Source organism: Cupriavidus sp. USMAHM13 (genome assembly GCF_001854285.1).
GTDB classification, from domain to species: domain Bacteria; phylum Pseudomonadota; class Gammaproteobacteria; order Burkholderiales; family Burkholderiaceae; genus Cupriavidus; species Cupriavidus malaysiensis.
The window spans coordinates 3,254,718-3,273,799 of the sequence record NZ_CP017752.1 but is presented as its reverse complement, the minus strand read 5'-3'; the positions used below and the strand labels follow the sequence as shown (position 1 = coordinate 3,273,799).

Sequence of the window (19,082 nt, the reverse complement as noted above, 5' to 3'; positions counted from 1 at the left end):
GGAGTCGACGCCTTGAGGCGCTGGCGGCGATCCGTGTCGCGCCGCGCCTTGCGTGTGGCCTTCCGGGCCGAGGTCACGATCTCGTGCATCGGCCCGATCATGCGGAGCAGTGCGGATTCGTCCCCTGTTCACGCCCTTGCGGCCGTAATGTCGCCAGTGCCTGCCGCTGCTCCCGCAGGGTGACGGCCGGGGCGGCAAGGTTCGGCAGGGGATTCCCAGGCAATGCTGTCCCTGCTGTTCCAGCACCCGGATACGGCTGAGGTTGCCCGCCGCCCGCCGCCCGCCGCCCGTTCAGCCGCGGACCCGGTGATACACGAAGCCGGCGTTCGTGCCACCGCCCCCGACCACGGCGATCTGGATATTGAGGTGTGCCATGGCCTCGAGATAGCGCGCATTGTGCAGGGCGCCGGTGATCAGCGGTGCGAACCCGGCGCTCGCCGCAAGCTCCGCCACGGTCGCGTTGGCCTGCGCGTCGTCCCCGGCGATGAACGCGGTCACGGCATGCCCGCCCCGATCGATGCGATCCGGCGTCATCACGTCGGCGAACACCGTGTTGAAGCACTTGACCAGACGGCTGTCCGGCAGCAGTCGATGGATTTCCCGTGCGGCGGAGCTGCCGGCGTCCAATGGGAGTGGCGACCAGTCGTCATTCAGCGCATTGGTCGGGTCCACCACGATCTTGCCCGCCAGCCGCCCGGCCAGCGGTGGCAATGCCGCGGCGCAGGCTTGATAGAGCATGGCGATGATGACGAGATCGCCATGCTCCGCAGCGTCTTCGAGCGCTGCCACGCGGTAGCTCGCGCCAGGGCGGGCCCTTGCTGCATCGCGCAGCCCGACCACCACCTCATGCCCGGCAGCCACCAGCAACTCGGCCAGGTTTCCCCCGAAGCTTCCACCACCCAGGAATGCGATTTTCACGGCTATATGCCTCACGGTTGATTAGGTGGCATCATTCTTCCGATTGTGGTTTCAATTTGCAATTAGGTACCTCAAGGTAACCATGTCGAAGAAGATCGAACTGCCCCCGGATGCGTTTCTCAAAGTCTGTCCGTCTCGCGCGGTGCTGTCGCGCATCGGGCAGAAGTGGACTGTATTGGCGATGGTCGCGTTGCAGGACGCACCGATGCGGTTCGGCGACATCCGGCGCCGCCTGGAGGGGGTCTCACAGAAGGTGCTGACCCAGACGCTGCGCGCGATGGAGCGTGATGGCCTGATCGAGCGTAACGTCTATGACGAACTGCCGCTGCGTGTCGAATACATGCTGACTCCACTCGCGCACACGCTTCTTCCGCTTGTCGTCGCGCTCAAGGCCTGGGCGGAGGATGCGCTGGAAACGATCGAAGCGAACAACCGCGCCTTCGATCTGGCGGGCCCTAAATAAGGGGCGTTGACCGTTCGCCCTCGGCCGCGGCGCTGTGGAGATACGCCATGGCAAGCAGCCGGTCGCGCGGCCGGGTGAATGCCTGGCGTCCAGGCGTAACCGTGGATCTGCGTGCCGCTACCGACTGGAGAAGCACGCTCCATGGGCAAGCTGTCAAAACGCTTTGCCTTGAAGGAGTGATACCTGGCAAAGTGGCATGCTAGTGTTCTCGTGTGACGGTCACCCAGGCAGACGCCGAACCCGCGCACAGGGCAGCCGTGCACAGGCAATGTGCAATGTGCGCGCCAGTCTCTCCGGTTTCCTATGAGTCGCTCTTTTGGGCTACGTGGCCCCGGGGAACCTGCTATGCCGTCGGACTGGAATCCGCCGCCGGAGACGCTCGCTCGCCTCGCCCACGCGTGGCCAGCCAGCAGAGGATGGAGCCTGCGCATACCATCGCCGCTCCCTTCCAGAACGCGAAGGAAAGCGGCGTATGCAGCAGCGCGGCGGCCAGGGCGGCCGAGAACACCGGGATGAAGTACGAGGCGCCGGCCAGCACCGTCACGTTGCCATGCAGGATGCCGACGTTCCAGGCGGCATAGCCGAAGCCCATCGCGCAGGCCGCCAGTACCAGGTGGATCATGCCGTTGGCGCTGAAACTCATCGGCGCGCCGTCCGTGAACAGGTACTTCGCCCACAGCGCCGATGCGGTCAGGATGAAGAACAGCGTGACGCCGTTCTTGCCCTGGGCGATGCGCGCCGTCACCGTGCAGTAGCCTGCCCAGATCACGGCGCCGGCAAACGCCAGGCCGTAACTCAGGGGGTTGTCGCGCACATTGCTCGTCATGCTCGCCAGGTCCAGCCCCTGGTCGCCGCCCAGCACCGAGGTGATGCCCAGGATGGCGATCAGGAAACCGGGCACGATCAGCCAGTTGGCCCGTTGCCGGTTGAACAGGATGGCTGCCAGCATCGTGAAGCTGGGCCACAGATAGTTGACCATGCCGACCTCGATGGCTTGCCTGCCGGTGTTGGCGTAGCCGATCGACAGCGACAGGCACAGTTCGTACGAGACGAACAGCAAGCTGCCCCAGAGGCGATAGGAGCGCGGCAGCGTGTCCAGCCGCACCGGACCCACCGAGAGCCAGAGCAGCACGGAAGCGACGGTGTAGATCAGGGCCGCACCGCCCGTGGCGCCGAAGCTCTCGCTGACGCCGCGGATCAGGCCGACGATCGAACTCCAGAGGAGCACCGCGACAAGCCCGATCAGCGTTGCCTGTTTTCTTTGCATGACTGCCATGAGGATGAAGCCGTTGATAGAAGCTGGAAGGCCATACTTTACCTGGCGGCTTTCGGCCGGCGCGCCTTCGCTCAGGATGGGTTTGATCCGTTGGATAAGCAGACCCTGGCCGGCAGCGGGCGGGGCTTGCCGCGTTTCGTTCCTGGCCTCGCACGTCTTCTCGGCAGATTTGGCGATGCAGCGAATCCAGCAATCAGGAAGGATACTAGTCCACTGAATCCCTGAAATCGGCCGGTGCCTGCCATGGCATGCGGGCTCATCGTGTCGTTGCAAAGACTCGCCATCGCCGTGCGATGGCTGCGCTTTGCGCCTGGCGCTGATTCCCGCATACCATGTCCTTCCCCTCCCATTTCCATGGCGGCCGCGGCGAGAGAACGGCGGGGCAGTTCGAGGCCCTCTTCCGCGGATTCAATGGCGAGGTCCGTCATTGGCAGATGGCGAATCGCTCGATCATGGAGGATGGTCCGGGCGGGTGGCGCCGGTCTTGCCGCTAGCCCTGGCCGGGCGGGGCGGCGGCGGAAGCCAGTGCCGCCAGCGACTTCAGGATGACCGCCGTGACCCCCCAGATGTCATACCGCTGATCCGCCCAGTACCAGGAGCCGGCGCGTTCTCCATCGAGGTACTGCCTGGGCAGCGTCGGATCCAGCAGCGTGGCGAACGGAAGCTCGAAAATCTCCTCGACTTCGGCAGGGGCCGCTTCCCAGCCGGCTGTAGCCGGCACGATGCCGATGACGGGAAAGATGGCGTGATGGCGCTTTCTTGTCTTGTGGATCGGCAGGCAGCCGACCAGCCGCACAGCGCCGGGTTCCAGGCGGATCTCCTCGAAGGCTTCGCGCAGGGCCGTGGCGCCGACATCGTCATCGCAGTCCGCCGGGCGTCCGCCGGGGAAACTCACGTGCGAGGAGTATTCGCTCAGATTCGACGAGCGCTTGGTCAGCAGGATCGTCGGCTCGTCCCGCGCCACGATCGCCACCAGGACGGCGGAGAATTTCCACTGCCCATCGTTGTCCGCAAGGTATCGCCGCGCGGCGGCCCAATCCAGCGAGGCAGGAATCCGCAGGCCTTCCACGCCGCGCACGATCGTTTCCAGGGCGGCCTGCCGCGGCCCGGCATCCGGGCGCATGGTGGCGGGTACGCCGTTGGTTTCCAAGACACTTCTGTCGATTCCCACGTCTTCCTCCTGCGAGCCCGTACCTGCAGGCTCAGAGTGACCTTGTGCCGGAACGCTCTCGAACCGGCGAGCATCGATAGCGATGGCGCCGGCTTCAGAGGTCTTCAGGATCCCCTGTAACAACACTGACACACAGCGTCACTACCCTACGCGCTGATTCCAATCCCCGCGCTATCCCCCCATTGCCGCCGTGCCAGGCGGGCATGGCGGGTCGTGCGCCCTTTGCCCCGGGTATGCCTGGAAACGTCGCCTCCGGCGCTCCACGGCCGACACTGCGATTGTGCATCGCCATGTTCAGCGCCTGCGTTTCCTCTTCTGCCATGTCAGCACCGCCGCCCGAGACCGGGCCGGTGGCAATCGGCAGCGCGTCGCCGTCGGACCTGCAGCGCTCGTACGAGATTGCCCCCCAGTCCTTGCTGTCCGCGCTGGAGCAGTATGGCGCGGCCAGCGGTGTGTCGTTGATCTATGACAGTGCCCTGGCGGCGGGACGGACCTCGCCGGGCGTCCATGGCGTGATGACCGCGCGGGCGGCGCTGCAGTCGCTGCTGGAAGGCAGCGGGCTTGCGCCACGCTACACCGGATCCGACACGCTGGTGCTGTTGCCGGTGCGGCCCGAAGCGGTGGCCGAGGCCGGCGCCACGGGGGCGGAGGCGGCATTGTCCCAGCGTCGTTACTACGGGCTTGTGCAGAGCCGGGTGCGCGATGCCTTCTGCGCGCAGCCGACCCTCGCGGAGGGCCGCTACCGCGTCGCCCTGCGCTTGTGGGTCGATGTATCCGGCACGATCGGGCGCGTCAGCCTGCTGGATTCGACCGGCGACAAGGCGCTGGACGGACTGGTGGAGCAGGCGCTGCGCGGCGCGCCGGTGGGCGAGCCGCTGCCTGCCGGGCTGGCACAGCCGTTCACGCTGGTGGTGATGCCGCGGGCGTCCGGCCAGAACTGGGGATGTCCGTTGCCTGCCGCGCCGGCATCCTCGCCCGCGGGCCGCCGGCACCATGGTTGATGGCGCCCGCACCTTGCTGCGCGACTACCTGGTCGAGCGCTACGGTCATTTGAAGCGCCTGCTGTCGCGGCGCCTGGGTTCCTCGGACCTGGCCGGCGACGCGCTGCAGGACACCTGGCTGCGGCTGGAGAACAGCGAGAACATCGAGGCGGTGCGCAATCCGGGCGCCTACCTGTACCGGATGGCTTTCCATTCCGCCATCGACAGGCAGCGTGCCGAGGAGCGCCGCCTCAGCGTCGGCGAGGTCGAGCTGATGCTCGACCTGGCGAGTCCCGAGCCCGGTCCGGCCGAGGTGGCGGAGGCGAACTCGGAGCTCGATGCACTGATCCGGGCGCTGGAGCAGATGCCCCAGCGCCGTCGCGATATCCTGCTGGCCGTGCGCCTGGACGGCATGCCGCAGCGCGAGGTGGCGGAGCGCTTCGGCATTTCCCTGCGGCTGGTGGAACTGGAGTTGAAGCGGGCACAGGAACATTGCGCGGAGCAACTCGGCAGATAGCCCCTGCCTGCGGCGAAAATTTCTTCCGATGGCTTGCGGTTCCGGGCGGCGGGAATCGTCATGGTGATAAGGCCGCCGCAATGGCGACCGGCCAGGCCCGGAGATGGCGGAACAGCGAATACTTGGATCGATGAAGGCAGCACCCGACACCTCGACGAATCAGGCGACACCCCGGCAGCCCACACCCCAGGCGCTGCGGCGTGACGCCCATGCCTGGGTGCGCCGTCTCGCGTCCGGCGAGGCCACCGTGGCGGATGCCCAGGCGCTCAAGCACTGGTGCGAGACCAGCGAGGCACATGCCACGGCGTTTGCCGAGGCGCGCCGGCTGTGGCGGGAACTGGGCCCGGCCGGCGAGGCCGTGCGCCGCCGGCAGGCCGGCGCCGCGCGCCGTGCGCCCAGGATCGGCCGCCGAGCCTTCCTCGGCGGCGCCATTGCCACCGCGGCCGGCGCCGCGGTGGCCGTGGTGGCGCCGGCCGGGCTGCTGAGCGCCTTCCCGTCCCTGGCCGCCGACCTCCATACCGCCACCGGCGAGCAGCGGCAGGTGGCACTGGCTCCCGGCGTGACCGTCGACCTCAACACACGCACCAGCGTGGCGCTGAGGCGGGCTGCCGGTGTCCTGCAGGGCGTGGACCTGCTGGGCGGCGAAATCGCCGTCGACAACACCCGCGGCGCCGCGCAGCCCTTCGTGGTGGCCGCGGGCGAGGGGCGGGCCATCGCCACGCGGGCAAGCTTCGAGGTGCGCGACCTGGGGCAGCACGTCTGCGTGACCTGCGTGTCCGGCAGGGTACGCGTCGAACTCGGCAGCCGCGGCCTGGGGCTGGTGGCGGGACAGCAGGTGACCTACGACAAGCGCGTCCTCGGGGCCCCCGTCCAGGCCGATGCGAACATCGCCTCGGCCTGGCGCAGCGGCGTGCTGGTCTTCCGCGACACGCCGCTGGCGGAGGTGGTGGACGAGATCAACCGCTACCGCGCGGGCCACGTGGTGGTGGTCGACGGCAAGCTGTCGCGCAGCCGCTTGAACGGACGTTTCCGCATCAACCAGCTCGAGGCGGTGTTCGCACAGATCCAGGAAGTCCTGGGTGCGAGCGTGACCCGGTTGCCTGGCGGCATCGTGCTGCTGGGCTGAGGCGGACCTCGGCAGCGCGGGAACCGTCTTCCGTTTTGTTTTCGCGTTGCGGGTTTTGCACATGGGCGGCGTCATAGAGGAAGAGGCCGCCGGCACATGTGCCGACGTTGCGGCCGCCGTCCGATTGCCAAGGCGAACCCCACATGCAACCGAGCCAGATCGTCCCGTCCCATTCCTCCAGGCCCGCGCTTGCGCGCCGACACCAACGCACTGAACGTGCCATGCGTGCCATGCGTGCATGGCAATGCAAGCCCCTGGTGCAGGCCGCCCTGTTGACCTTCGTGGCAAGCACGGCCCATGCGGCGGCTCCGGCCTTCAGCAGCGCGTGGTTCGCCGCCAAGGGCGCGGCGCAGAGCACGGCACAGCAGACCGGGCGCCTGCCCAACGGCATGCCGGTGTCGGCGCTGGCGAGCCCCACGGCGCAGCAGCAACAGGCCAATGCCGAGCTGCAGCGCTCGCTGGCCAACCTGGGCACGGCCGCGCAGGGCATCGCGGCGATGCAGGCCGCGCAGGCCAGCGCGCGCGCGGCGGCTGCGGCGGCCAACGCCACGGTGCCGGACGGGCTGGCCGAGGGCGGCCTGAAGATCGACACCAACAGCCTCACGCAGGGCTGGGTCAACGCCAATGCGCCGGCGCAGACGGTGGCCGACGGCAAGACCACGGTGGCGATCCAGCAGACCGCGGACCGCGCGGTGCTGAACTGGGAGACCTTCAACGTGGGGCGCAGCACCACGGTGGATTTCAAGCAGCAGGCGGACTGGGCGGTGCTGAACCGGGTCAACGACCCGCAGGCGCGGCCGAGCCAGATCCAGGGGCAGATCCGCGGCGACGGCACGGTGATGATCGTCAACCGCAACGGGGTGATCTTCAGCGGCACCAGCCAGGTGGACACGCGCAACCTGGTGGCGGCGGCGGCGCGCATCAGCGACGGGCAGTTCAGCAGCAACGGCATCTACGGGCTGAACGGCACCACGCCGAGCTTCACCGACGCGCTGGGCAAGGTGGAGGTGCAGGCCGGGGCGCGCATCGCCACGCGCGCGCCGGCCACGGTGACGCAGGGCGGGGGCTATGTGCTGCTGCTGGGCGGGGAGGTCGGCAACGCGGGCACGATCGCCACGCCGCGCGGGCAGGCGGCGCTGGCGGCGGGCGACAGCTTCGTGATCCGGCGCGGGGTGGGCACCGACGGCAACACCACGTCGACCACGCGCGGCAACGAGATCTCGCCGCAGTTCGTGGCCAGCGGTGGCACGGGAAGCGCGGGCAAGGTGGCCAACAGCGGGCTGATCCTGGCCCCGGAGGGTGACGTGACGCTGGCCGGGCGCGACGTGCAGCAGCTCGGGGTGGCGGTGGCGACCACCACGGTCAACACGCGCGGCACGGTGCATCTGCTGAACTCGGCGGCGGACACGCAGGGGCGGGTGACGCTGGGGCCGGGGGCGGTGACGGCGGTGCTGATCGACGACGACGGCAAGACCACGGCGCTGGACAGCCAGCGCGACGCGCTGATGCAGGACTCGGCGGCGCAGGACCTGCTGCGCGCGGGGGCGGCGTCGGGGCTGTTCGACAACCTGTCGAAGCTGTCGGACCGGCGCGACCAGTCGCGCGTGGAGATCGTCAGCGGGGGCGACGTGCTGTTCCAGGGCGACTCGCTGACGCTGGCCACGGGCGGGCAGATCGCGGTGAGCGCGACGGGGCGCAGCTTCGTGGCGAACCGGGCGCAGCTGGATGTGTCGGGGGCGGTGGGCGTGGCGCTGGCGATGGACACCAACAACGTCAAGATCAACGTGCAGGGCAACGAGCAGCGCGACGCGCCGGGCAACCGCGACAGCGGGAACCTGCTCAATGCGAACGTGTGGATCGACCGGCGCCGGCTGGTGTACGTGCCGGCGGGCGTGGGGGGCTACGCGACCGAGCGCTGGTACACGGGAGGCGGGCTGCTGGAGGTGGGCGGCTACCTGGGCAACCAGGGGCACCGCATCGGCGAGTGGGCGGCACAGGGCGGCACGGTGACGCTGGGCGGCAAGGAGGTGGTGACGCAGGCGGGCTCGTCGATCAACCTGTCGGGCGGCAGCCTGGACGTGCAGACGGGGTATCTGAAGCAGACCTGGTTCAAGGCGGCGGACGGGACGCTGACCAAGGCCGACAACGCGCCGGCGGGGGTGTTGTACACGGGGGTCTACACGGGCTTCGACGACGAGCACCCGCGCTGGGGCAAGACGGCGATGCAGTCGTACGCGAGCCCGCTGATCGCGCCGCAGCAGGTGCTGCAGAACGGCTACACGGTGGGGCGCGACGCGGGTCGGCTGCAGGTGAGCGCGCCGACGGCGGTGCTGGAAGGCGAGGTGGTGGCGCGGGTGTTCAACGGGGCGCAGCAGACGCAGGCGCGCGCGGCGGGCCTCGCCGACGGCTACAAGCAGGGGCAGTACGCGGTGGCGCAGGCGGGCGGGCTGGCGCTGGGGCAGTACACGGGGCCGGGGCGCACCGGGGTGTTCACCAGCGAGGTGAAGATCGGCACCGAGGTGGGGGTGACGCCGGGCATGGGTGCGGCGGATGCGCTCGACCCGCAGCGGCAGAACACGGTGTGGCTGGACGCGGGGATGCTGAACGGGTTCCAACTGGGCGTGCTGGACCTGGCCAGCGGCGGGCGCATCGTGGTGAGCCAGCCGCTGGTGCTGGCCGACGGCGGCCAGCTGAGCCTGGTGGCGCCCAAGGTCGACATCGATGCCAACCTGACGGCGCACGGCGGCACGGTGAACGTGTCGAACCTCTTCCAGCAGGCCGGATCGAAGTTCCCGGTCGCGCTGACGGCGGCCGACGGCTCCTCCGCGCTGACCTTGGCGCCGGGGGCAACGATCGATGCGCGCGGGGTGTGGGTCAACGCCCGCACCGATCCGGATGCGCTCACGGGCCTCGCCTATCTCAATGGTGGCAACGTCACCTTCGATTCGTCGGGCGACCTCATGCTGGGCGAAGGCAGCGTGATCGACGTGTCGTCCGGTGGCGCGGTCCTGGCCAGTGGCAAGACCGTGGGAGGCAAGGGCGGCAACGTCACCCTGGTCGCCGGGGACTCGATCAACCAGAGCGGCGACGGCACGCTGGCGATCAAGGGCGAGATCCGCGCCTACGGCGTCAACGGCGGCGGCACGCTGACCATCTCATCGCCGGACAGTGTGCTGATCGGCGACAACGCGATGCTGAGCGGCGGTGTGCTGGCCGCCGGCACGCCGGTTTCGACGCCGGTGAGGCTGAGCCAGCCGCTGACGATCCGGGCGGGGCAACCCCTGCCATTCACGCTGACGGAAACGTTCAGCACGCTCAAGCTGGATGTCCCTGCCCCCACCGTCATCTCCCTGGTGAACTGGCCCACTGTGCCGACCGCCGCGGACTGGGTCGTGCCTGACGGTGTGGACCTGTCTTCCAAGGGGAGCAATGGCCTGCTGGTCTACTACAATCCCGGCGACGTGATGCCGGCTGGGACGCTCATCGCCAACGGCCCCGACCACCTCCCGGCCGGGACCGTGATCCCCTCGAGCGTCTTCCCGAATGGCATTGCCATCAACCCCTACCATCTCGTCTATGGCGCGGGTTCGGTGCAGACCCGGGACATGACCTACCAGGCCGGTACCGTGATCCCGGTCGGCGTGGCCCTGGGCCAGACCGTGTCGGTGGTGCCGCTGCCCTCGCTCGGTGGCGCCTTCTTCCGTGCCGGCTTCTCCAGCTACGATATCAACGGCGGCCGCGGCGTGCTGATGACGGATGGCACCGCCATCGCACCGGCCATGCCCGTGTACCGCTTCACGTCCGACAGCGTCAAGGCACGCGCGGGCAGCGATCCGTCCGCGGCGATGTCCTTGTGGCTGCCGCCGCTGTTCGCGGAACAACCGCAGAGCGCGACACTGAGCCAGCGCGCGGGCGCCAGCCTGGTGCTGCGCTCGCTGGCCAAGTCCGCCAGCGGCGACCCCTCGGGCGGCGCCATCGTGATCGGCAGTAATGCCAGCATCGCCGTCGATGCGGGGCAGAGCATCCGGCTCGATGCCTTCGGCCAGGTGACGGTCGATGGCAGCCTGACGGCGCGCGGCGGCAGCATCAGCCTGGTCAATGAAACGGATGGCAGCACGGACCTGGCGCGCAACTTCGATGCGGCCGGGGTCAACCGCGGCGTGTCGGTGTGGATCGGCCCGCAAGGCCGGCTCGATGTCTCGGGCCAGGCCTACACGGCGGTGGATGCCCAGGGCCGCCGCTATGGCACGGTCACCGATGGCGGCACCATCAAGGTGAGCGGCGGCACCGCCTTTGTGGTGATCCGCCCTGGCGCCGAACTGAACGCGGATGGCAGCGCCGCGGCCGTCGATGCGTCGACCGTTGCGGGCCAGGCCGGTGCGGGCGCGATCACGCTGGCGGGCAACGGCGGCAACATCGCGCTGTCCTCGATGAGCGGCCTGGACCTGGGTGGGAACCTGCATGCCGCGGCGGGCGCAAAAGGGGCCGCCGGCGGGGAACTGTCCGTTGCGCTGGTCACGCCCGCCTTCCCTGATCCGCTGGCGCAGATCCCGTTCAGCGTGCTGGTGCCCAGCGTGATGACGGTGACGCAGGCGCGTCCGGCCGCGGCGGCCTTGTCCGGGCCGGGTGCCCCGGTGGCCGCGCTGCCGCTCGGGCAGGCGGCGGTGAGCGCGGACATGGTCAAGCAGGGCGGCTTCAGCGCCCTGTCCCTGTCCTCCGGCGACTACCTCGTCTTCTCCGGCGATGTCTCCCTCTCCCTGGACAAGAGTCTCAAGCTCAATGCCGGAGCGTTCACCTCCGGGCCGCGGGTTCCGGGCACCGATCCGGCGCTGACGCCAGGCAGCGGCGCCGTCCGCCTGGCGGCGCCCTACGTCATGCTCAGCGGTACGCCGGTGGTCGTGCGCGACGGCAGCCGCAGCGGCACCATCTATAACCCGGGGGCTGCTCCGTCGCCGACCACGGCGACCCTGGAGGTGGACGCGAACCAGATCGACGTCCAGGGCCTGGTGGTCTTCTCGGCCCGCAACAGCTACTTCGATCCCGCGCAGGATACCTATCTCAACTCGCCGGCGCCCGGCTTCCGCGTGGCGAAGCTGGTCAGCCAGGGCGACATCCGTTTCCTGCCCACCGCCGTCCAGAATGGCACGATGCTGGCATCGTCATGGGACCTGGACCTGGAAGCGGCGCAGGTCTATCCGGCCACCAATGCGGTCGCCAGCGTGATCGCCGGCCAGAACAACAACGGCTATGCCGGCACGCTGAGGATCGGCCGCACCACGGCCACGGTGCCGGACGCGCCGCTGTCGGTCTTCGGCCATCTCAGCCTGGTTGCCCCCGTCATCGAACAGGGAGGGATCGTCCGGGCTCCGTTCGGGGGTATCACGATCGGAGGGAATGCGTACTCGATCCTCGCGCAGACAGTCGACCTGCTGCCCGGCAGCGTGACGTCGGTATCGATGGCCGGCTTGACGATGCCCTACGGCGGGACGATCGATGGCGTCACATACAACTACAACGGCAGCGCGGTCCAGGCTTTGAACCTGTCCGGGCATAGCGCAATCGGCGTCCAGTCCGGCGTACAGCTGCAAGGCCAGACCGTGAACGTCCGCGACGGCGCGCTCATCGACCTGTCCGGCGGCGGCACGCTGACCGGCGCGGGCTTCGTCTCCGGGCGGGGCGGCTCGGTCGACATCCTCGGCACGCCGCTGGTCAATGCCAACCCGGCCAACCGCTTCAGCAAGGCGGGCGACAAGGTCTATGCCATCCTGCCCGGCTATGCCTCCGGCTACGCGCCGGTGGCGCCGGAGAACGGCGCCGGCGACCCGGCCATCGGCCAGCAGATCACCGTGGGCGCGGGCGTGCCGGGCCTGCCGGCGGGCACCTATACGCTGCTGCCGTCCAACTATGCACTGCTGCCCGGCGCCTACCGCGTCGAACTCGGCGCCACCGGCGCCAAGGTGGCGGGCGGCGCGACGGCCGTCGGCGGCGGCACCTATCTCACTTCCGGCGTCATGGGGATCGCGAACACCGGCATCCGCAGCCAGCTTCCCACCACCGTGCTGGTGACCCCGGGCACGGCAGTGCGCTCGTATTCCCACTACAAGGAACAGGGCTACGCCGACTTCCTGACGGCGCAGGCCGCGCTCTCCGGCGGCCTGCGTCCGCTGCTGCCCATCGATGGCAAGGTGCTGGACGTGCAGTTCAATGCGGCCGGCGACATGACGATGCCGTCGCCCACGCCGGCGCCGTCCGCGCTGAACTTCGGCGGAACGGTGCTGTTTTCCCCAGCGCAAGGCGGCATCAGCGGCCAGGTGTCGCTGCGCAATATCGGCGAGGTGTTCAACGAGGTCCCGACAGCGGGCTTTCCCGGCGTCTCGGTGAGTGCCGGCAGCATCAATGCCATCGGCGCGCCGCGCCTGACCGTCAACGCCTTCGTGGCACAGGCCAACGGCACGCTGCAGTTCGCCGCCAACAATGGCGCGGATCTCTTCGTCCGCGATGGCGTGACCCTCCAGGCGGGCGAGATGTTCCTGGTGGGCGGGAATATCGTGGTGGGCCGTGGCGTCACGCTGTCGACGATCGGCCGGGGCGCGGTGCCGTTCGACTCCGCTTCGACGGGATTGAACTACCTGGCGGACCCGGTGACGGTGCTCGCCCTGTCGAACGGGAACGTGAACCTGCTCAGTTCCGCCAACAGCAACGGCTCGATCACGGTCGGCGCCGGTTCGTCGCTGTACGCGGAGGGCACCCTGGCCTTTGCCACCAACGGGCAGTCGAGCCTCGATCCGAGCGCCCATTTCGGCGCGCGCAACATCTCGCTGGCCGTGGGCACGCTCAATGTGGGCGCCGCCAGCGCCGTCACGGCGGCGGGCGCGAGCGGAGGCCTGCTGATCGACCAGGCGCTGTTCAACACACTGCTGCACGGCGACCCGGACCATGGCGCGCCCGCGCTGCAGCGCTTCACCCTGAGCGCGGCCAATGCCATCAACACCTTCGGCAGCACCGGGCTGGATGCCACCGGTTCCGGCGTCGACCTGCAACTGGCGACGCCCGCGCTCTACGGCTATGGCAACGCCGGCGACCGCGCGACCTTCGCCGCGGACAGGATCGTCTGGAGCGTGGTGCCGGGCACCTCGCCGCCGGCCGTGGGCGCGGCCGGCCCGGGCACCGGCCTGGGCACGCTGGACCTGGTGGCCAGGGAGATCGACCTGGGCCAGTTTATGTCGCTGGACAACACCAAGGTCAGCCGCACGGTCTATGGCTTCGGCAACGTCAACCTGAAGGCCGGCGAGAAGATCGTGTCGGCCGGCAACGGTTCGCTCTTCGTCTACCAGGCGCCGAGCACGGATGCCAGCGCCGTGTTCGGCCAGAGCGGCACCGGCGGCAACCTGACGCTGGCGACGCCGCTGCTGACCGGCATGCAGAAGTCGATCATGGCCTATACGGCGGGCGGGGCGCTGAACGTGGTGGCGCCGCCGGGCCAGGCGCCGAGCCAGGCGGTCTCGACCGTGGCGGGCGCGGAGATCGACCTGGGCGGCGACAGCGTCGCCATCGGCAGCACCATCCTGCTGCCGAGCGGCAAGCTGGTGGTGAACGCTACCCACGATATCGCGCTGGACGCGGGCAGCCGCATCGACCTGAGCGGCCAGCCATCGACCATCCAGCGGGCCACGGTCTATGGCTTCGGCGGCACGGCCAGCTTGCGCAGCGCGCAGGGCGGCGTGGTGCAGGCCGGCGGCTCGGTGATCGACGTCTCGGCCACCCATGCCAACGCCGGCGAGATCACGATCGATGCCGGCAACGGGCAGGTCGCGCTCAACGGGACGCTGAACGGCGGCGCGACCGAGGGCCAGGCCAGCGGCGACTTCAGTGCGCGGGCGGGGACGTTCGCCGACTTTGCCGGCCTCAATGCCGCGCTGACCCGGGGCGGCTTCTTCGATGCGCGCAGCTTCACTGCCCGGCAGGGCGACCTGGTGGTGGGCGACGGCGTGAAGGCGCGCCAGGTGTCGATCGCGACGGACGGCGGGCAGCTGACCGTGAACGGCACCATCGATGCCTCGGGCGCGGCGCCCGGCACGATCCGGCTGTCGGCGGCCAAGGGGCTGACGCTGGCAGCGGGCGCGGTGCTCGATGCGCACGGCACGGTGCTGCAGGTGGACAGCTACGGGCAGCCGATCGAGGCGAAGAACCGCGGCCATGTCGAGCTCACCGCGGCCGGCGGCACCCTGTCGCTGCAGCCGGGCGCCACCATCGACCTGTCGACGCCGGATGGCGCGGCCCACGGCGATATCGTGCTGAATGCCCGGCGCACCGGTGAGACGTCAGGTGATATCGCCATCAACGCGAGCGGCCCGCTCGCCATCAAGGGCGCGAACAGCCTCGCGCTCAATGCCTTCTGGACCTATGACCTGCCCGGCGGCAGCGCCATTTCGCAGGCCACGCTCGACGGTTACGACGCCGCCAGCACGGACTTCATCCACGCCGCGCTCGGCAATGCCGCGCTCGCTTCGCGCATGGCGGGCCTGTCGGCCCTGGGCGCCGCCTTCCACCTGCGGCCGGGCGTCGAGATCGCCTCCAGCGGCGATCTTTCCACCTCGGGCGATATCGACCTGGCCAGGTATCGCTACGGAGCGGGCGCCGATCGCGACCCGGCATCGGCGACCTACGGCGCCGGCGAACCGATGGCCCTGGTGGTCCGCGCCGGCGGCAACCTGACCATCGGCGGCAGCCTCTCGGATGGATTCCAGGCCGGCGCATCCGTCGCGCCCACCTTTGCCGCCATCCTGCCGTCTGCCCTGTCCACCGATAAGGTTCACTTCGGCGCGCAGGGCCAGTTGCTGTGGCGCCTGGTACCCGGCAATATCGTGGCGGTGACCGAGCCTGGGGGATGGACCGTGCCCACGCTGGCCACCGGCGCAGCCCTGCCTATGCCTTTCCGGCCGCAGGCCGTCGACGGCACCACCTATGCTTCGGGAACCGTCATCCCGTATGGCACGCAATTGAAGCGCCTCAATATCGCGGTCGGCCTGGAGAACACGGTCACGGGCCTGTCGCTGCAGACGGATCCGGGCAGCCCCGCCGCAGCCGCGACCTCGGCGCGCGCGAGCATGCTGGCGCCCGGTTCGCTGTCGGCGTCGCTGCGCCTGGTCGCGGGCGCGGATATCGCCGCGGCCGACCAGCGCGCGCTGCAGGCGACGCAGGCGCTCGGCGGCGGCGGCAACCTCACGCTCAACGACCCGGCCTACAACGCCGACTTGGCGGGAACCTTCTTCAGCGTGCTGCGCACGGGCACCGGCAGCCTCGACCTGCTGGCCGGCGGCAGCTTCAGCGAAGCCACGCCTTACGGCGTCTACACCGCCGGCACGCAGTCGGCGCCGCTGAGGACGGCCGACGGCCGCAACCCTTACGATCTTGCCGCGAGCGTCAGCGGCGGCGCGTCCCAGGCGTGGTACCCCGAGCACGGCGGCGACCTGCTGCTGACGGCGCAACAGGACGTGACCGGCAATATCCAGATCGCGGACAACACGCTGCGCTTCGTCGACAGCAACCTGACCAGCAACTGGCTGTGGCGCCAGGGCGGCGGAGGGATCAGCCCTGATCCGGCCGCGTGGTGGATCAACTTCGGCGCCATGGCAAAGACCAATCCCAACGGTTCCGCCTTCGGGCTGATCGGCTTCCAGGGCATCGGGACCCTGGGCGGCGGCAACCTGACGGTGATCGCCGGACGCCATGCCGGGGTGACGGCGAACGGCGCCCCTTACAGTTCGACCGGTCTCGATCTCGCCGTCGCCTCCAGCGGCCGGGTCATGGCGGATGGCACCCTGCTGCAGACCGGCGGCGGCGACCTGACCGTCAAGGTCGGCGGCGTCCTCAATGGCCGCCAGGCCCAGGGTTCCAACGGCTATGCCTCGGACTATTTCGGCTCGGTGACCGCGCTGCGGGGCGACATCGCCATCGATGCCGGGGCGGTGGGCGTGATCGAGCAGAACACGAGCGGGTCGTACTGGACGTCGTACGATCCCCGCGTACTGGATGGCGCGACGCTCAAGCGCTCGATGCAGACCCCCGGTCCGACGGTCGTGCCGGGCGACGGCACCGTGACGGTGTCCACGCGCGGCGACCTGGTGCTGGGCGGCGCCGGCGATGCCGGGATGACGGCGCTCGCGGACAGCGCTGGCATGCTCTACACGGTGCCCGGCGCAAGCGGTGCTCCGGCCAAGATCGTCAAGGGCGCCAACGCGCAGTTCACCTTGTGGCGGCCTGCGACGGCGATCCGCCTGCTTGCCGCGGGCGGCGACGTCGCGCCCTTGAACGGCGCCGTGGCGGGCAGCAGCGGGCAGAACGGCAATGGCTTCTATCCCGGCAGCCTGTCCGTTGCCGCGCCCAATGGTGACATCCGGCTGCGCGAGGTGGACTCCGCGGGTGCCCTGCCAGGCGTCATCGAGCTGATTCCGTCGCCTATCGGCCAGCTGGAACTGCTCGCGGCAGGGTCGATCTATGGCTCGGGTTCTGTCGTGGCCATGTCGGGCGCCGACATGGCCAGCCTGGCGACCCCCGCGCGGCCGCTGTTCCAGACCACCTCGGGCGCGGGCGGCCTCAGCAATGCGGCCGTCGATGGCGCGGTGCGCGTGAACGCCTCCAACCCGATCGCCTTCGGCGAAGACAACCCCACGAGCAACCTGCATGCCCAGGATCCGCGCCCGGCCCTGGTCTATGCGGGCATCGATATCGATGACCTGCAGATCGGACAGGCGCCGGTACGGAGCCGGTCGCCCTCGAGCAATTTCACGCCGACACACCGTACGTGGTATGTCGCGGCCAAGCCGTTCGAGGTGCTCGCGGGCCGGGACATCGTGGGGACGGGCCCGGTGCCGAGCGTGTTCCTCAACGTGGGGGCGAACGACATCACCGTGATGCAGGCCGGCCGCGACATCTTCTATCAGTCGGTCAATGTGGTCGGCCCCGGCCTGCTGCAGGTCCAGGCCGGGCGCAACCTGTACCAGGGCTACTACGGCGCGCTGACCAGCGTGGGCGACGTGGTCAACGTGTCGAACAAGTCGGGCGGGGCCGGCATCACGGTGCTGGCCGGGGTCGGCGCGAACGGCCCCGACTACACGGGCTTCGCCAGGCTCTACTTCGATGCGGCGAACCAGCTGAACGCCGGCACGCCGCTGGCGGGCAGCGGCAAGGTGGCGCATGCCTACGACGGGGAGCTGCTGGCCTGGCTGCGGCAGCGCTTCGGCTACCAGGGCACGGCGGCTGATGCGCTGGCGTATTTCCTGGCGTTGCCCAAGGTGCAGCAGGGCGTCTTCGCGCGGCAGGTCTACTTCCAGGAGCTGCTGCTGGGCGGACGCGAGTACAACGACCCGGCGAGCACGCGCTACGGCAGCTACCTGCGCGGGCGCGAGGCCATCGCGACGCTGTTCCCGGCCATGGATGCGCGCGGCAAGGCGATCGCCTACCGGGGCGACATCACCATGTTCAGCAGCATCACGGGCTCCACCACCGTCAACGGGCAGACGGTGCCAGTCATCACCGACGCCGGCATCCACACCAACTTCGGCGGCGACATCCAACTGCTCAACCCGGGTGGCCAGACGCTGGTCGGCGTGGAGGGCGTGCCGGCGGGAGCCGGCGCCGGCCTGATCACGCAAGGCTCGGGCGACATCGCCCTGTATTCGAAGGGCAGCATCCTGCTGGGCCTGTCGCGTGTCATGACCACCTTCGGCGGCAGCATCCAGGGCTGGTCGTCGGATGGCGACATCAACGCCGGCCGGGGCTCCAAGACCACGGTGGTGTACACCCCGCCCAAGCGGGTCTACGACGCGCTGGGCAATGTCACGGTGTCGCCGAACGTGCCGTCCTCGGGCGCGGGCATCGCCACGCTGAGCCCGATCCCGGAGGTGCCGCCGGGCGACGTGGACCTGGTGGCGCCGCTGGGCACCATCGACGCGGGCGAGGCGGGCATCCGGGTCTCGGGCAACGTCAACTTCGCCGCGCTGCAGGTGGTGAACGCGGCCAATGTGCAGGTGCAGGGCAAGTCGACCGGCCTGCCGGTGGTGGCCAGCGTCAACGTGGGGGCGCTGAGCAATGCCAGCGCGGTGGCCTCGCAGGCGGCGGCCGCGGCGCAGGATGCGATGACGCGCGAGCGCGCCGCGCAGCGTCAGGGCCTGCCATCGATCTTCACTGTGCGCATGCTGGGCGGCGACGCGCAGCCGTCCGGCACCGGCGAGCCGGCGGCAGCGCAGCCCACGCGCCAGGACCGCGCCAGCTATGACCCCGCCAGTGCTTTCCAGATGATCGGCAACGGGGAGCTGAGCGAGCGCCAGAAGATGCAGTTGACGTCGGTGGAGCGGAAGAACCTGTCGCGCTGAGCGGCGCGGCGCGACACCCTTGCGCTTGCCGGAGCGGTCGTGCGTGCGGCCGCTCCGGCTGGCGCGCGCCCTGCCGCCGCGCGCGATCGTCCATCGACCTGTGGTGCGGGGAGGGGCACGGGGCGCGGGGCCGCTGCGCCGCGCGCCATGAAGGTTCCATGACACGGCAATCAGTTTGCGGGTTTCCTCCTCCCCAAACGTCTCTTCAGTGAGGACGGTCGAAACGCCGTGCGCGCCCGGGCCCATCTCGTAGGTGG

Annotated in this window: 8 protein-coding genes; 5 read left to right on the top strand and 3 right to left on the bottom strand. The window is 69.7% G+C overall.

Annotation, left to right across the window (positions count from 1 at the left end; genetic code table 11):
- Window positions 1-291: 291 nt before the first annotated feature.
- The gene (locus BKK81_RS32440; protein ID WP_071021618.1) at window positions 292-918 is read right to left on the bottom strand and encodes an NADPH-dependent F420 reductase; all 627 of its coding nucleotides are present in this window, start codon (window positions 916-918) and stop codon (window positions 292-294) included.
- An 82-nt stretch (window positions 919-1,000) separates the two neighbouring features.
- Here BKK81_RS32440 and BKK81_RS32435 point away from each other — a divergent pair, with 82 nt between their 5' ends.
- Window positions 1,001-1,381: a winged helix-turn-helix transcriptional regulator gene (locus BKK81_RS32435; RefSeq protein WP_071021615.1), complete on the top strand. Its 381-nt coding sequence runs from the start codon at window positions 1,001-1,003 to the stop codon at window positions 1,379-1,381.
- 343 nt (window positions 1,382-1,724) lie between these two features.
- On the opposite strand, the gene yddG is transcribed toward BKK81_RS32435, so the two are convergent.
- Both yddG and BKK81_RS32425 read right to left on the bottom strand, forming a co-directional pair.
- Window positions 1,725-2,657, bottom strand: a complete 933-nt coding sequence (gene yddG / locus BKK81_RS32430; RefSeq protein ID WP_071021613.1) for an aromatic amino acid DMT transporter YddG — start codon at window positions 2,655-2,657, stop codon at window positions 1,725-1,727.
- Window positions 2,658-3,147: 490 nt separating this feature from the next.
- Entirely contained in the window at window positions 3,148-3,951 is an 804-nt protein-coding gene (locus BKK81_RS32425) for an NUDIX hydrolase (RefSeq protein WP_231908160.1), read from the bottom strand.
- Between the two features lie 227 nt (window positions 3,952-4,178).
- Here BKK81_RS32425 and BKK81_RS32420 point away from each other — a divergent pair, with 227 nt between their 5' ends.
- From BKK81_RS32420 to BKK81_RS32405, 4 genes are all read left to right on the top strand, one after another.
- Window positions 4,179-4,829 carry a TonB family protein gene (locus BKK81_RS32420; RefSeq protein WP_162287356.1) on the top strand — a complete coding sequence of 217 codons (651 nt, stop codon included), beginning with the start codon at window positions 4,179-4,181 and terminating at the stop codon, window positions 4,827-4,829.
- Window positions 4,822-5,325: an RNA polymerase sigma factor gene (locus BKK81_RS32415; protein WP_071021610.1), complete on the top strand. Its 504-nt coding sequence runs from the start codon at window positions 4,822-4,824 to the stop codon at window positions 5,323-5,325. The genes BKK81_RS32420 and BKK81_RS32415 overlap by 8 nt, the downstream gene beginning before the upstream one ends.
- Before the next feature lie 130 nt (window positions 5,326-5,455).
- A complete protein-coding gene (locus BKK81_RS32410; protein WP_071021608.1) occupies window positions 5,456-6,451 on the top strand; it encodes a FecR family protein in 996 nt (331 codons plus the stop codon).
- Window positions 6,452-6,672: 221 nt separating this feature from the next.
- Window positions 6,673-18,825, top strand: a complete 12,153-nt coding sequence (locus BKK81_RS32405) for a filamentous haemagglutinin family protein (RefSeq protein WP_071021605.1) — start codon at window positions 6,673-6,675, stop codon at window positions 18,823-18,825.
- Window positions 18,826-19,082 lie beyond the last annotated feature (257 nt).